The organism is Brevibacillus nitrificans, assembly GCF_003710965.1.
GTDB classification, from domain to species: domain Bacteria; phylum Bacillota; class Bacilli; order Brevibacillales; family Brevibacillaceae; genus Brevibacillus; species Brevibacillus centrosporus.
Genome location: NZ_RHHU01000020.1, coordinates 57569 through 71596, shown reverse-complemented (window position 1 = coordinate 71596; position 14028 = coordinate 57569). Strand labels below are relative to the sequence as shown.

Annotated in this window: 12 protein-coding genes; 11 read left to right on the top strand and 1 reads right to left on the bottom strand. The window is 49.7% G+C overall.

The window, feature by feature from the left end; translation table 11 throughout:
- Positions 1 to 48 precede the first annotated feature (48 nt).
- The 4 genes from EDM59_RS27215 to EDM59_RS27200 all read left to right on the top strand — a co-directional run bounded on the left by EDM59_RS27215 (position 49) and on the right by EDM59_RS27200 (position 4307).
- Entirely contained in the window at positions 49 to 2835 is a 2787-nt protein-coding gene (locus EDM59_RS27215) for a lipase/acyltransferase domain-containing protein (RefSeq protein ID WP_246011268.1), read from the top strand.
- Between the two features lie 15 nt (positions 2836 to 2850).
- Complete coding sequence (locus tag EDM59_RS27210) at positions 2851 to 3183, top strand: hypothetical protein (protein ID WP_122926504.1); 333 nt, start codon at positions 2851 to 2853, stop codon at positions 3181 to 3183.
- Between the two features lie 80 nt (positions 3184 to 3263).
- Positions 3264 to 3761: a YwhD family protein gene (locus EDM59_RS27205; protein ID WP_122926503.1), complete on the top strand. Its 498-nt coding sequence runs from the start codon at positions 3264 to 3266 to the stop codon at positions 3759 to 3761.
- Between the two features lie 291 nt (positions 3762 to 4052).
- Positions 4053 to 4307, top strand: a complete 255-nt coding sequence (locus EDM59_RS27200; protein WP_092268319.1) for a hypothetical protein — start codon at positions 4053 to 4055, stop codon at positions 4305 to 4307.
- Positions 4308 to 4372: 65 nt separating this feature from the next.
- Here the strand turns inward: EDM59_RS27200 and EDM59_RS27195 are convergent, their stop codons facing one another.
- Complete coding sequence (locus EDM59_RS27195; protein ID WP_122926502.1) at positions 4373 to 6424, bottom strand: transglycosylase domain-containing protein; 2052 nt, start codon at positions 6422 to 6424, stop codon at positions 4373 to 4375.
- A gap of 323 nt (positions 6425 to 6747) precedes the next feature.
- On the opposite strand from EDM59_RS27195, the gene speE reads away from it, so the two are divergent.
- The 7 genes from speE to kamA all read left to right on the top strand — a co-directional run bounded on the left by speE (position 6748) and on the right by kamA (position 13923).
- A complete protein-coding gene (gene speE, locus EDM59_RS27190; RefSeq protein ID WP_092268456.1) occupies positions 6748 to 7581 on the top strand; it encodes a polyamine aminopropyltransferase in 834 nt (277 codons plus the stop codon).
- Positions 7582 to 7601: 20 nt separating this feature from the next.
- The gene (gene speB, locus EDM59_RS27185; protein ID WP_122926501.1) at positions 7602 to 8471 is read left to right on the top strand and encodes an agmatinase; all 870 of its coding nucleotides are present in this window, start codon (positions 7602 to 7604) and stop codon (positions 8469 to 8471) included.
- 150 nt (positions 8472 to 8621) lie between these two features.
- On the top strand, positions 8622 to 9866 hold the full coding sequence (locus tag EDM59_RS27180) for an MFS transporter (protein ID WP_122926500.1): 1245 nt from the start codon (positions 8622 to 8624) through the stop codon (positions 9864 to 9866).
- A 25-nt stretch (positions 9867 to 9891) separates the two neighbouring features.
- Positions 9892 to 10341 (top strand): YwiB family protein, encoded by a 450-nt coding sequence (locus tag EDM59_RS27175; protein WP_246011267.1) that lies wholly within the window; start codon positions 9892 to 9894, stop codon positions 10339 to 10341.
- Positions 10342 to 10468: 127 nt separating this feature from the next.
- Entirely contained in the window at positions 10469 to 10873 is a 405-nt protein-coding gene (locus tag EDM59_RS27170; RefSeq protein ID WP_122926499.1) for a hypothetical protein, read from the top strand.
- Between the two features lie 71 nt (positions 10874 to 10944).
- The gene (locus EDM59_RS27165) at positions 10945 to 12369 is read left to right on the top strand and encodes a sigma-54 interaction domain-containing protein (RefSeq protein ID WP_122926498.1); all 1425 of its coding nucleotides are present in this window, start codon (positions 10945 to 10947) and stop codon (positions 12367 to 12369) included.
- Between the two features lie 183 nt (positions 12370 to 12552).
- Positions 12553 to 13923, top strand: coding sequence for a lysine 2,3-aminomutase (kamA, locus tag EDM59_RS27160; RefSeq protein ID WP_122926497.1), 1371 nt, complete (start codon positions 12553 to 12555; stop codon positions 13921 to 13923).
- The last annotated feature ends 105 nt before the right edge of the window (positions 13924 to 14028 follow it).

Below are 14028 nucleotides of genomic sequence, written 5' to 3'. Positions count from 1 at the left end.
CTCTCTGTCTTTTTCTACCTTGAAGGAAGAGACAAAGGGGGGATTTTTATGTGGAAAACGGCGAAACGCATCGTTATGGCTTGTCTGATGCTGACACTGATCTGCAGCAGCTTCACCCAGCCGGGATGGGGATTGGAACGGCAATCTCTCGTAAAAGAGGCTTGGGCTTGGGTAGAAGATGGCGAGATTAGGGTGCAGGCATTGCTGCAGCCGACAAAAGATGAGATCGAGGTCGTGGTCAAACAGGAGAGCCAAGAGGTCTCATACGTGATAAAAGACGAAAAACGCTTTTCCATTGCGGTTCAACCAGTCGTTGACCAAGGTGCTTTGACCATAGAATGGATACGAGACGGAACCAATAAGCCTGAGCTTCGCTGGCAGGTACCGTTGGCGGATTCTGTTCGTTTGGCATCTGATCAGCTCGATGTAAGAGAAGCCCCATGGGATCGAGAGGCGGAGAAAAAAGAAGGCGCGCTGGACCTGATTGAGGCAGCTGAGCAGGACGAAACCGGACAGGGCGAAACCGAGCTGGGTACATTCGAGAAGGCAAACAGAAAGCAAGCAGAGGTACAGCGGCTGGCGGATGACTTTTATACTGATTTCACGAAAGGAAAAAAGCCGAGGGAAGCGGTTTTGCGCAGCAGAGCAGCCACATTCGAGATGGAGCCCAACGATGTTGTGGGTAAAGCTGACTGGCTTTTCGATGCGAAAAATGCCCACGGAAAGATCGGGAAATCAGGCGATGTGGATATGTGGAAAATCCAAGCTGTGAAGAGCGGGCTGATGAGCTTTTCTCTCCGTGATATTCCGCTGGGCCAAGACTACCATTTATACGTTTTTGACGAGAAGAATCAGGAACTGGGGCATTCGGAAAAGGAGGGGACTGAGGACGAGGTTGTCGACGGAATTGCTGTTGAAAAGGCCGAGTGGTACTACGTCATGGTCAAAGGAAACAATGGCTCCTTCCACAAAGATGTCTACTATCGATTGCAGGCTGATTTTTTGACCGAGCAGGGCGATGGCAAGCTGGATGAATACGAGCCCAACAATTCGGTGAAAGAACCGCATGTTCTCGCTACTGATTTCGATGAGACTCTCCAGGCCAATCTCCACAGCTTGGGAGATGTTGATTTCTATCAATTTGGGGTAACGCTGGCATCTACGGTGATCCTCGATGTAAAGGAGATCCCCGCGGGAATGGATATCGACCTTTACCTGCAGGACCCATCAGGAAAGGTGCTCGCCAAATCGGAAAAGCCGAAAAACGCAAGTGAGCAAATCGTTTTTCAGGCAAATCCAGGGCAATACATCGCCAAGGTCGCAGCAAGCTCACGGTCTGGATTTGCTCCGAATACGTACAAGCTCCACGTCGAAACCAACCCCAACCCGGTCATTTTAATCCCTGGGATTGGCGGCTCCAGGCTGGAAGTAGACGAAGGAGGGGAAATATCAGAAATCTGGCTGGGTCTGGGAGACAGCCTCATCGGAATAAATGATCCCAGGCACCGTAGATTACTTTCTCTGGAGCCGATTCGCCCTAACAGTGTAGATGTTCAGCCACGAACAAAAGGAATCAGCATTTTCCCAGAGCGTGCTGATGAAGGCTTTTCCGCCATTGAGTACTTGTCTCATTCACCTATAGGGCCTGTCCGCGATACGACGGAGCAGTATTACAGCATGGTAAAGCAGCTGGAAAAGATGGGGTACAAAAAGTTCCAGACCCTTTTTGCGATGCCCTATGATTGGCGATATAGCAGCACGAAAAATGCAGCGGCACTCAAGCAAAAGATTGATACTGCCCTACAGAGATCGGGTGCCAGACAGGTTCAGCTGGTCGCGCACAGTATGGGAGGATTGCTCGTTCGCGAGACGCTCCTGGCCAATGTCTCCTATCAATCCAAGGTGAGCCGCATTATCTACATGGGCACTCCATTTTTGGGGGCTCCTAGAGCGTATCAGGCTATACGATATGGCTACAACTTCGCCATTCCTTGGATGGACGAGGAAACGGGGAAGATTATTTCCGAGTATGCGCCTGCTGTATATGAGTTGTTGCCATCCAAGAAGTACTTTCAGACCGTGGGATTCTTAAAAAAGGACAAAGACGAGCCCTACAGCTACGAAGAATTTTTGCAGGACAAAGCCATCCGCTTGCCGTACTCCCCGCTTGTCAAACAGGCAGGTAAGCTTCACGACAAGTGGGATACCAAGACGATCAACGTTCCACAATACGCCATCGTAGGTCAGGGGGAGCCTACACTGCTCGGCTATTTCTTCGATCACTACCATCAAGAGTGGGCGCCCTATTACGATAAAGGAATGGGTGACGGGACGGTTCCGTACCTAAGTGCGAGTTACGCTCAAAAGGATATGAAGAAAAAGTATTACGTAAAAGGGGAGCATGCGAAGCTGCCAACCATTCCGGAGGTCATCACGCAAGTATCCCAATTGCTGCAGGGAAATGATGCGACCCAGTCCGGACTGCGAAAATCCTCCGTCAAGAATCCTAGCTATCTAACCTATATTATTTCCCGATCGGATGGCGCATTTCCGGAAGTGACCTTTACCAAATCTGGAAGAACAATTACCCTTTCGCCAAAGAAAAAAGAAGTGTGGGACGATCTTACGATTGAATATCACGGGACCATTGTGGTCGTGCATGTAAAAGACGGAGAAGAGCTGCATTTTCAAGCAGATCCTTCGGTGGAGCTGGAGAATGCCAATCTCAAAATCCAACGTTTTTCATCTGAAGATTCCGAACGGGATGAAGAAACAGGGCAATGGTACCGGCTGGGTAAAAATGGTTTGGTTAAAGTAGAGCAGATTCGTGAGTAGGAAAGGATCAGATAAATGGAAAATGTACTCGTTTGGTTATTTCTTGGACCCTTTGTTTACGCATGGCAGCTATTAGGTCCGTTTCTTGCCCTGTTTTTGGCGGCTTATATTCGAATCGTCTACGGGTTTCGGATATGGGCGACGCTTTTAGCCTCGTTTTGCTCCAGCTTTTTGTACTACTTCGTCATTATCCCTTCTGGTGGGCTTTTGTCAGGAGGCATGTGGATTATTGAGCTGTTAATGGCGTTGCATACCTCTTTGCTCGTGACCTTGATTCTGTGGATATTTGACAAGGTAAGACGCCCGCGCAGCCAACAGGATGAAGAAAAGGAGTCGACGGACGAATAGCTGGGCACACAGTCAAATTGCGTCGCTATGTGTTTCCGAGTAGAATAAAGAAAGGAGAATGACGTCTGGAGGGTGTGTAAATGGATATTTTTGATAATAAAAAAGGCGGCTTTACCATCATGAGCGGCAAGACTGATGTGCATGGCGGTTTTGGTCAAGGGGTACTTGATCTGAATGCTGTTTCTTCTGTCATTATCGATGGGGACGAAGCCTATATCGATATGGGCGCTCTGCATGCAAAGAGCGCAGTCGAAAAAGGGATCAAGTGGACGACGAATAAAGAAGAAGTCCCAAATGGAAAACCATATTGGCTCGTGTGGGTTACCGTAGACCGCAACGAAGCGGGGCCTTATTATGCAGGGGCTACTGCTTGCTACATGGAAGTGGATCGGGAAGCACGTCGCGGCTATAAAATTTTGGCAGACCACGTGAACCGTATGGATTATTCCATGAAAAGACGGATCATGCTGTCTGATCTTGGTGCCACAGAAAAGGCTGCTTTGAAAAAGCTTTTGGTTGAAAATAACGCAACCATGTTCGAGAATTCCACTAACGAATTGAAGGAAGCGTTGTCCTGAACCTTAAAAGGAACCTTACCTCCATTAAAAAACGTGAACGGTCTGTGAACAAATTGTGAAATCAATTGTTACCAGTTTGGTAGTGAGGTAAACTTATTTTCATATCTGTGTACATGTACACTAGGTCATCAAACAGGGAAAGAGCCGTCACTCTTTCCCTGTTTGTCATATAAATGGGTTTTTTTGGACCTTTTCGTATCAGGCTTTATTTTCAGCTCATGCTTTCCTTCCGGAGCGGAACACTACTGAGGCATGACTACTTAAGTCTGACGACGGAAGGGGCGTTACCCGATGAGTGAAGAGATACGCACACAGGAAACAGCCGACGATCATTTTGTTAAGCACGGCGGCGTCCATTTCCGCACGCACGCGTCTCCGCAGGAAATCAACAATTTTATTCGCAAGCTACCTGCGGGAAAACGGGAAAGCTTGTTTGAGGTGCTCGATCAGCTGGATCAAGCTGGCATGATCAGCGTTATTAATGACCACGTGTTCACAGATGGAGATGGGGTCATCGCTGGCGGAGAGGATCAGTCCCTCCGTTAGGAAATGCTTGAGTGGATAGAAAAAAAGGACGTGGAGGTAAGCCGCGTCCTTTTTTCTATGCCCATTTATGGCTCCGGCTTCCACCAGCTGCCCATCCGTTGCCAGAACGACGAAGGATCAGGCGGCTGAAGCGGTGTTGGCTGTTGGTTCGCTGGCAGGTGGTCTGTGCAATAATCTTGAGGCTCGGTTCCGCTTGCGAAATAAAACAGCTGTGGATTCGGACAATTTTCTGTAGCCAGCTTTCCGGAATGCGGGTCAATATAGACGGACACGACTCCGGCAGGCATGTCAAACAGAGCGGGAGGCTGATCTTTTAGGGCGCTTTCCATAAACTGCGCCCAGATTTTCTTGGACAAGTACCCTTCCTTTACATCATCGACCTTTTGGTTTTTGTCGTAGCCGATCCAGACGGTCGATACCAGCTGCGGCGTAAATCCGGCCAGCCAAGCATCGTAGTCTGTAGAGCCCGTTTTTCCCGCTACGGGACGATTGAGTTCGCTTACGACACGAAAGCCAGTGCCACCGCGTTCAAACACACTCTGCATCAAATGGGTCAGCAGGGATGCAGCTACCGGATCGGCTGCAGGTGTTTTCTCCGTTTTTTCCTCGACCAAGATATTTCCCTGATTATCCTCGATGGAGGTAATGGCGATAGGCTTGACTGCTTCCCCTTTGTTGGCAATCGCAGCATAAGCTGCATTCAGCTCCAGAGGAGAGACAGGCGATGTTCCCAATGCAAGGGAAGGTACGGCCTGCAGGGTACTCGCGATCCCCAACCGATTGGCTTGATCCACTACCTTTTGCGGACCGAGAAAATCGATTGTCTTGACCGCGTAAATGTTGTCAGAGGTCTTGATGGCTTCCCGCATGTTGATCATGGCATTCGCATATTTTCCCCCGAAGTTGCTGGGGATGTACTGCTTGTTTTTGTCGTAAGTAAAGACAGTAGGCTCGCTCTTCATCATGGTCAATGGGGTATAGCCGTTTTGCAACGCTGCCAAATACATGATCGGCTTGAACGAGGAACCGGGCTGGCGCTTTCCAAGCACGCGGTTGTACTGCGTTTGCTTGTAATCGCGACCGCCTACCATCGCTTTGATGTAGCCTGTGTTCGGGTCCATCGCGACCAAGGCTACTTGCAGATTGGGATTATCCTTTGGCAAAACAGCAGCGACAATGTCTTCTGCTTTTTTCTGCATCACAGGGTCGAGTGTCGTATGAATCTTCAAGCCCCCATGGATAAACAGCTCTTCATCAATGCCGTACTTGTTTTTTACCAAATTGGCGATATAGTCGCGAAAATAGGGCGCTTGCTCTACGATGCTGCTCGCTGATCGCTCCTTTAGCTTAATCTTCTCTGCAAAAGCCTGCTCCGCTTGCTTCGGCGTAATCATTTCGTCTCGTTCCATCGCATCCAAAATCAGCTTTTGCCGCGACTTTGCCTTTTCAAAATCGACGAAAGGAGAATAGTAAGAAGGTCCCTTTGGAATCCCGGCGAGCATGGCGCTTTCCGCCAAAGTCAGGTCTTTTGCATCCTTTCCAAAATACGTCTGGGCAGCTGCTTGAGCGCCATAGGCAGAGTGACCGTAGTAAATCTGGTTCATGTACATGCCCAGGATCTCATCCTTGTTGTAATTTAGCTCCAACTGGATAGCGAGCAAGGCTTCCTTGACCTTCCGTTCCCACGTTTTGTCCAGGCTTAAATACAGGTTTCGCGCTAGCTGCTGCGTAATGGTGCTCGCTCCTTGGCGCATGTCCATGTTAATGACGTCTACATAGGCAGCTTTCGCCAGCCGTTTCCAGTCGAAGCCGTAATGCTCACGGAACGTCCGGTCCTCAATCGCGATTGTTGCGTCTACGAGAGCAGGTGAGATTTCATTGATCGGTACGACAATACGGTTTTCCCCTCGGTGCATGGTATCGAGTACATCACCATTGGAGGCGTAAATCGTCGTCGTCTGTTTGACAAATGTCTCTGGCAAAGGCTGAGAACGCAGGTAAAGAATCAGGAGCAAAATGGCAAAAGACACGCACAATAGGCTGAGTATGACAAATTTTACGAATTTCTTGGCCCAGCGAAAATAGCGAAGCAGAGGGGCTTCCCGAATGACTTCCATGTGTCTTTCCTCCTTTCTCCCGATGGTTTGTAAGAATCGGGGCATACTAAGACACAAGTTATTCCTAGTATGGGTCAGCAAATCGTTGGATAAACTTGCTAAGCCAATGAAAGGAAGCCTGCCCAAAAAAACCTTGCATTTTGAAGGACAGCCACTATAATTTTCTTGTACTATGCGAATGGCTGATAGTACCAGCGCAACTCGAACCAAAGAGTGAAAGCCTGACCATTTTCCTTGGATGCTAAGGTTGCACCAAAAGGCTTGCGATCGTCAAGCCTTCAAAATACATGCGGTTACTTGAAGGAGGTTACATAACCATGAACATGGAATTGTGGTACACCGAGAAACAAACGGAAAATCACGGGATTACAACGAAAATTACAGACACCCTATACAGTGAAAAAACCGAGTTTCAACAAATCGATGTGATTACTACCAAGCAATTTGGACGCATGTTGGTGCTCGACGGCATGGTTATGACCACCGATGTCGATGAGTTTGTTTACCATGAGATGATTACTCACGTAGCGCTGAACACGCACCCGAACCCGAAAAAAGTTCTGGTTGTAGGCGGCGGAGACGGCGGAGCGATCCGCGAAATCGTGAAGCATCCATCCGTGGAAAAAGCGGTTTTGGCTGAAATCGACGGTGGCGTAATTGAGTCCTGCAAAAAATATTTCCCTGAGATCGCAAGCGCGCTGACGGGCAACTCCCGCGTGGACGTGCAAGTAATCGACGGGATCAAGCACATTCATGACCATAAAGGCGAGTACGATGTGATCATGGTTGACTCTACAGAGCCAGTAGGACCAGCTGTAGGCTTGTTCGAAAAAGGCTTCTACCAAGGAATCCATGATGCACTGAAACCAGATGGTATCATGGTCGCTCAAACAGAATCTCCTTGGTTCAACCGCGAGCTGATCAAACGCGTATTCAAAGACCTGAAATCGATCTTCCCGGTAACCCGTCTCTATACGTGCAGCATCCCGACCTATCCATCCGGTCTGTGGAGCTTCACGATCGCTTCCAAGCAGCATGATCCGTTGGAAGTAGATCCAGCGAAAATCAAAGATGTTGGCACCAAATACTACAATGCAGACCTTCACCACGCTGTCTTCAAGCTGCCAAACTTCGTGGCTGAGCTGACACGCGACTAATCGAAGGAGGACGACAAAGCATGCGATTTGACGAAGCATACTCTGGCAATGTCTTCATTCGTAGCCACGGAAACTACGAAGAGAGCCAAGCAGTTATCTACGGAATGCCAATGGACTGGACGGTTAGCTTCCGCCCAGGCTCCCGTTTCGGCCCTGCCCGTATCCGTGAAGTATCCATCGGTCTGGAAGAGTACAGCCCGTACCTCGACAGACTGCTGGAAGACATCAAATACTTTGATGCTGGCGATATTCCGCTTCCTTTCGGGAACGTGGAAGGCAGCCTGGACATGATCCGCAATTTCGTGGCGAAGGTCCTGGAAGACGGCAAGTTTCCACTCGGATTGGGCGGAGAGCACTTGGTTTCCTGGCCCGTTTTCCAAGCCGTTTATGAAAAGTACAAGGATATGGTTGTTTTCCACTTTGACGCGCACACAGACCTGCGCGACAACTACGAGGGCTATCAGTATTCCCACTCCACTCCGATCAAAAAGGTGTGCAACCTGATCGGCGGAAAAAACGTGTACTCGTTCGGTATTCGCAGCGGTATGCGCGAAGAGTTCGAGTGGGCGAAGGAAAACATGCACCTGACAAAATTCGATGTGCTGGAGCCAGTGAAAAAGGTGCTGCCAACGATCGGCAACCGCCCAATTTACCTGACGATCGACATCGATGTACTCGATCCGGCTCACGCGCCAGGTACAGGTACGACAGAAGCAGGCGGTATCACTTCCCGCGAGCTGCTGGACACGATTCATTTCATGGCAAACAACGGGGCAAACGTAATCGGCTGCGACCTGGTAGAGGTAGCGCCTGTATACGACCACAGTGAAATGACGCAAATCGTTGCATCCAAAATCGTACGCGAGCTGCTGCTGAGCTTTGTAAAATAATTGACGATCAATAGACGTCTCCGGATACCTACTCCGGGGGCGTTTTTGTTTCCATTTTCGATGCTAGAATATTTTTAAACATTTTTGTTTACAAAATATAATTATAAAGGTACGATGATCACGAGAAGCTGTGACGGGGAGTTGTATTCTATGAAAGAGGTATTCGCGAATGTAGATTTTCGCAAACTGTTTTTCTCCAACTTGTTTTCCGGGTTTGGTCAAGGCATGACGATGATCGGGATCGCATGGTACCTGGTAGAAAAGACCGGATCCGCCCAGCTGCTGGGCAGCACGATGTTCACTTCCGCGGTGCTCATGTTCTTTATTGGTCCGTACATCGGTACATTGATCGATCGTTTCTCCCGCAAAAAAATGCTGCTGGTGGAGAACCTGATCGGCTTTAGTGTGCTAGGAGCCTTGGCTATATGGGGATTTTTCGGCTCGTACGTGGAGTGGATGCTGATCGCCATTTATCTCGTGACGACTTTTATGTATCAAATTCATTACCCGGCTCAATCTGCGCTGGTTCAGGAGGGCTTTGAACCAAGGCATTACAATAGCATCAACAGCCTGCTAGAGATTGAAGGACAGACGGCCTCTGTTCTTGCAGGCGGGGTGGCCGGATTCTTGTTAAACTCGTACGGATTGCATATCGTAATCCTCTTTAACGCCTTGACGTATTTATTTGCCTTTGGACTCTTGTCCACCATGAAGTACACTTTCACGCTGGAGGGCGAGGCAAAAGCAAACCAAGGAGTAAACTGGCTGGGACAGCTTTGGCAAAGCTGGCGGTACATACGGGAGAAACGAGGGTTTATGGTCTTCGGCATTTCCGCCATGATGCCCTTCATCGCCATTATGGCGAGCAATCTGTTAAAGCCGGTCTATGTGAGCCAGACGCTGAAAGCGGATGTCTCGATCTTTTCCCTTGGTGAAATGGCCTATGCGATCGGTGCAGTTGCAGCGGGTGTTCTCGTATCCTTTCTGGTAGCGAAAATGGGGCAGTTTTCGGCGATCGTCGGTAATACGCTGTTGTTTGCTATCGTGATGGTAGCGATGGTCTCTTTGCCGTACGGATGGGCGCTGGTTGCTTCCTATATGGTGTACGGCTGGTGTAATGCTTCAGTGCGGCTGATCAGACAATCTCTCTACATGACCATTGTGCCGAAGCACTTTATGGGGCGGGTCATGAGCTTTTTCAATTCCGTCGGCATGATGATGCGCCTGATGCTGATCGGTGGCTTTACCATGATGATTGATTATACCGGGGCGGGTGCGGGGTATCTGGTCTTGGCAGGGCTGCTGCTGCTGGCTGCAGTCGGTATAGCTATCACGATGCGGTCCATGCTCATAGAAGCTTCCACGCAAGCCGCTGTTGCAAGCGAAGAGAGTTGAAGGGTAAAATGAACGGATGTAAACGATGGTGGACAGGAAGAAAAAGTGGAGTGTGGAAGCGATTATGCAAGACGTGAAAATCGAATTGACTGCCAAACACCGGGTCGATGGTGAATGGGAGGAGACGATTCATACCTATGAAGGAAAATGCGTACAAAAGATCGGGGCCTGGTATTTGACCTATAAGGAGCAGGTAGAAGGAGCTGGAGAAGTCAGCACGACTCTCAAGCTGACGGAGCAATCCATCACGCTTGTTCGGCAGGGAGGGGTTTCTACGCGCCAGCAGTTTGAAAAAGGGGCGAGCACCCATGCCAGCTATCAAAGTCCGTATGGTCCATTTGCGATGGAAACGCATACCAACAAGCTGCGGATTCGCTACGAACGGCAGATGCCTGCACGCGTGGAATTGGCTTATCAGTTGTGGATGAACGAGCAATATGCCGGCGAACACGAGCTGACGATACAGATCCAATAAAATAAGCTGCCTCTCTGCCTCCCATTTGGGCTGGGGTATGAGGCGAAAAATAAGCCGTCCTTGGCAAGGGCGGTTTTCTACACGTACAATGGAAGTACTCCTTCAGGAAGAAAAGGAGGTTTGCTTGATGTTCGTAGTGGGTAACGGACTCTTGGCTGGTCTCGTTCTTGCAGGATTTTTAGCTTTGGGTGATGGACTGTTTGGTACGCGGACGTTCTCGGTGCTGATCGATGTTGGGTATGTACCCGGCATGGAAAACCTCCCGTCTGTCGTGGAGCTGTTGATCCATCTTCTCATTAGCGTGGCGATCGCCTGTGTGTGGGTATTTGTCTATCCTCGGTCCGGCAAAGGGAGGGAGATCAAATTCAGCCTGTACTGGATGCTGGCCTTTGCCCTTCTATTTTTTCCATTCAGTTTCCTGAGCGGCGCAGCTTTATCATGGACGGCTTTTTTGATTTGGGTGCTGGGACACCTCCTATTCACGAGCATACTTGTGGTGCAAATACGCAGGCTCCGCTCTCGATCCCTATAAATGAAATGTGCCGAATATTCGGCATTGTGATGATTTTTTGGCAGCATGGGCTTAAAGGAGTGAGTACGAGGATGCCTTTGTCAGATACAGTAGAAATGTTGCAGGCAATTCTGGGAGCGATTGATGAAGGAATACACGTGGTAGACGCAAACGGAATCACGATTTTTTACAATCACGTAGCCTCCAAGCTTGATGGCCTCACCTCGGAGGAGGTGCTGGGAAAGCCGTTATTAGAGGTATTTCCTTCGCTGGATCGTGAATCCAGTACCTTGCTTCGGGTCATAGACAGCGGCGAATCGATCTATAATCAGCCACAGGTCTATAAAAACTGGAAAGGCGTCAGGGTGGAAACGATCAATACGACCTTGCCTGTGCGCGTAGGCAAAAGACTGGTTGGAGCAGTCGAGGTAGCCAAGGATATCGGAAAGCTGAAAGAGTTGTCGGAGCGACTGGTCGATTTGCAGGCGAAGATCAGCAAGCCCAAGCGAACCAAGAGCCAAAAGGATGGGCTCTCCTTTCATTTTGATGATATTTTGACCTGTAGCGAGCAGATGGATCTGGTGAAAGATCGTGCTCGCAGGGCCGCTCGTACTTCCTCGCCCGTGTTGATTTACGGAGAGACGGGGACAGGGAAGGAACTGTTCGTCCAGTCGATTCACCAAGCGTCGTCTCGCAGCAGCAAGCCCTTTATTGCACAAAACTGTGCGGCGCTCCCTTCGTCGTTATTGGAAAGCCTGTTATTCGGTACGACGAAAGGGAGCTTCACGGGGGCGGATGACAGACCGGGTCTGTTTGAGCTGGCAGATGGAGGAACATTGTTTTTGGATGAGCTGAACAGCATGCCGCTGGATTTACAGGCAAAGCTGCTTCGCGTATTGCAGGATGGGCAGATTCGCAGGATTGGCGGCAGTCAGCAAAGCAAAGTCGACGTTCGTGTGATCGCAGCCGTCAACGAGCCTCCGCAAAAGCTTGTTCAGCAAGGGCTGATGCGTACGGATTTGTACTATCGCATCAACGTGGTATCGTTTGAGCTGCCACCGCTGCGAAAGCGCAGGGAAGATATCCATCTATTGTCGAACCATTTTCTCGAGAAATTCAATCAGCAGTTTGGTATGAATGTGCGGGCTTTCAGCAGCGAAGTGGAGCGTTTATTTCATTCCTATTCGTGGCCAGGAAACGTGCGGGAATTGGAGCATGTCGTAGAGGCAGCGATGAACATGGTCGAAGGTACTAGGATTGACATGGAGCATTTGCCGCCGCACTTGCTGGAGCGGCCGTTGGGACATAGCGAGGCGGAGCAGGTCATCCCGACAAATCTGCTGCAGCCAGGAGCAGGCAGAACACTTCCGGATCTATTGAAGGAGATCGAGGAGCATGTGATTCAGGACGCCATGAAAACAACGGAGGGAAACGTCCTTCGAGCTGCCAAGCTGCTAGGAATTCCGCGGCAGACCCTGCAATACAAGCTGAATCAACGGGCAAACCCTCTCAATTAACTGCCGAAATTTCGGCACACCAATCAAGGAATAGCTGAAGCGCAAAACACAGCTGGAGGCCGACAAACCGCTCTATTCCTTATTTTCTAAATTTTTTGATTTGATTGGCACGACCCTTGCATCTCTTGTTCAACGAGTGAATGACAATGGCTTCACTATTGACGAGAGGGGATGTAACAAACCATGGCAGTAGCAACGAAGCGCAATTGGCGCGATATTGAGCTCTGGAAAGACGTTACCGACGAACAGTGGAATGACTGGATGTGGCAGCTGACCCACACCATTAAAACCGTAGATGATCTCAAGCAGGTAGTCAATCTGACTCCTGAAGAAGAAGAAGGCGTACGTATTTCCACCCAGACCATCCCGTTGAACATCACTCCTTACTACGCCAGTCTGATGGATCCGGATGATCCGAGCGATCCAGTACGTATGCAGTCCGTTCCGCTTTCCTCGGAGATGGTCCGCACCAAATACGACATGGAAGATCCGCTTCACGAAGACGAGGATTCTCCTGTTCCTGGTTTGACGCACCGCTATCCAGACCGCGTGCTGTTTCTGGTAACCAACCAATGCTCGATGTACTGCCGCTACTGTACTCGTCGCCGCTTCTCCGGCCAGATCGGAATGGGCGTGCCAAAGAAACAGCTGGATGCTTGTATTGACTATATTCGTCGTACTCCAGAAATCCGTGACGTTCTTTTGTCCGGTGGAGACGGTCTCTTGATCAACGACCGCGTACTCGAATACATCATCAGCAGCCTGCGTGAAATCGAGCACGTGGAAATCATCCGCATCGGTACGCGTGCGCCTGTGGTATTCCCACAACGCATCACTGAAAACCTGTGCAACATCCTGAAAAAGTACCACCCAGTTTGGCTCAATACACACTTTAACCATCCAAAAGAAATTACACCGGAAGCCAAACAGGCCTGTGAGATGCTCGCAAATGCAGGTGTGCCGCTGGGGAACCAAGCCGTTATTCTGGCTGGTATCAACGATTGCCCCAATACGATGAAAAAATTGATGCAGGATCTGGTGAAAATCCGCGTCCGCCCATACTATATCTATCAATGCGACCTGTCGGAAGGAATCGGTCACTTCCGCGCACCTGTCAGCAAAGGTATCGAAATCATTGAACACCTGCGCGGCCATACCTCTGGCTATGCTGTACCAACCTTCGTAGTCGATGCTCCACACGGCGGCGGTAAAATCCCTGTGAGCCCGAACTACATTATCTCGCAGGCATCCGATAAAGTCGTTCTGCGCAACTTCGAGGGTGTCATTACCTCTTATCCAGAACCAAAGCAATATCACGAGCATGACGAAGAAAACTGCGAATACTGCCAGGCAGCCAAAGGAAAAGCGGTCGGGATCGCTGCGCTTATGCAGGATGAGGCAGACAACCTGGAGCCAACCGATCTGCCGCGTAACAAACGCATCAAGGCGACGAAGGTCAAATCCTTGGCAGACGTTCGCAGTGAGCAAAAAGAGCAAAAACAGAAGAAAACAGCAGAATCGGATGCTGCTTCCAAAGAAGTATCCGGCAAGTAAGAGATTGCTGCTAGCTGAAAAGACAGTCGTCTGGCAAGTCCAGGCGACTGTTTTTCTTTTGCTGAGGAGAAGGGCTCCTCCCCAAAGGCTTGACCGAGCCAAGTT

Coding starts and splice junctions, on each gene's coding strand:
- EDM59_RS27180 (WP_122926500.1), top strand. CDS start 8,622: ATGAAAGAGGTATTCGCGAATGTAGATTTTCGCAAACTGTTTTTCTCC.
- EDM59_RS27215 (WP_246011268.1), top strand. CDS start 49: ATGTGGAAAACGGCGAAACGCATCGTTATGGCTTGTCTGATGCTGACA.
- speB (WP_122926501.1), top strand. CDS start 7,602: ATGCGATTTGACGAAGCATACTCTGGCAATGTCTTCATTCGTAGCCAC.
- kamA (WP_122926497.1), top strand. CDS start 12,553: ATGGCAGTAGCAACGAAGCGCAATTGGCGCGATATTGAGCTCTGGAAA.
- EDM59_RS27170 (WP_122926499.1), top strand. CDS start 10,469: ATGTTCGTAGTGGGTAACGGACTCTTGGCTGGTCTCGTTCTTGCAGGA.
- EDM59_RS27205 (WP_122926503.1), top strand. CDS start 3,264: ATGGATATTTTTGATAATAAAAAAGGCGGCTTTACCATCATGAGCGGC.
- EDM59_RS27210 (WP_122926504.1), top strand. CDS start 2,851: ATGGAAAATGTACTCGTTTGGTTATTTCTTGGACCCTTTGTTTACGCA.
- EDM59_RS27175 (WP_246011267.1), top strand. CDS start 9,892: ATGGTGGACAGGAAGAAAAAGTGGAGTGTGGAAGCGATTATGCAAGAC.
- EDM59_RS27195 (WP_122926502.1), bottom strand. CDS start 6,424: ATGGAAGTCATTCGGGAAGCCCCTCTGCTTCGCTATTTTCGCTGGGCC.
- speE (WP_092268456.1), top strand. CDS start 6,748: ATGGAATTGTGGTACACCGAGAAACAAACGGAAAATCACGGGATTACA.
- EDM59_RS27165 (WP_122926498.1), top strand. CDS start 10,945: ATGCCTTTGTCAGATACAGTAGAAATGTTGCAGGCAATTCTGGGAGCG.
- EDM59_RS27200 (WP_092268319.1), top strand. CDS start 4,053: ATGAGTGAAGAGATACGCACACAGGAAACAGCCGACGATCATTTTGTT.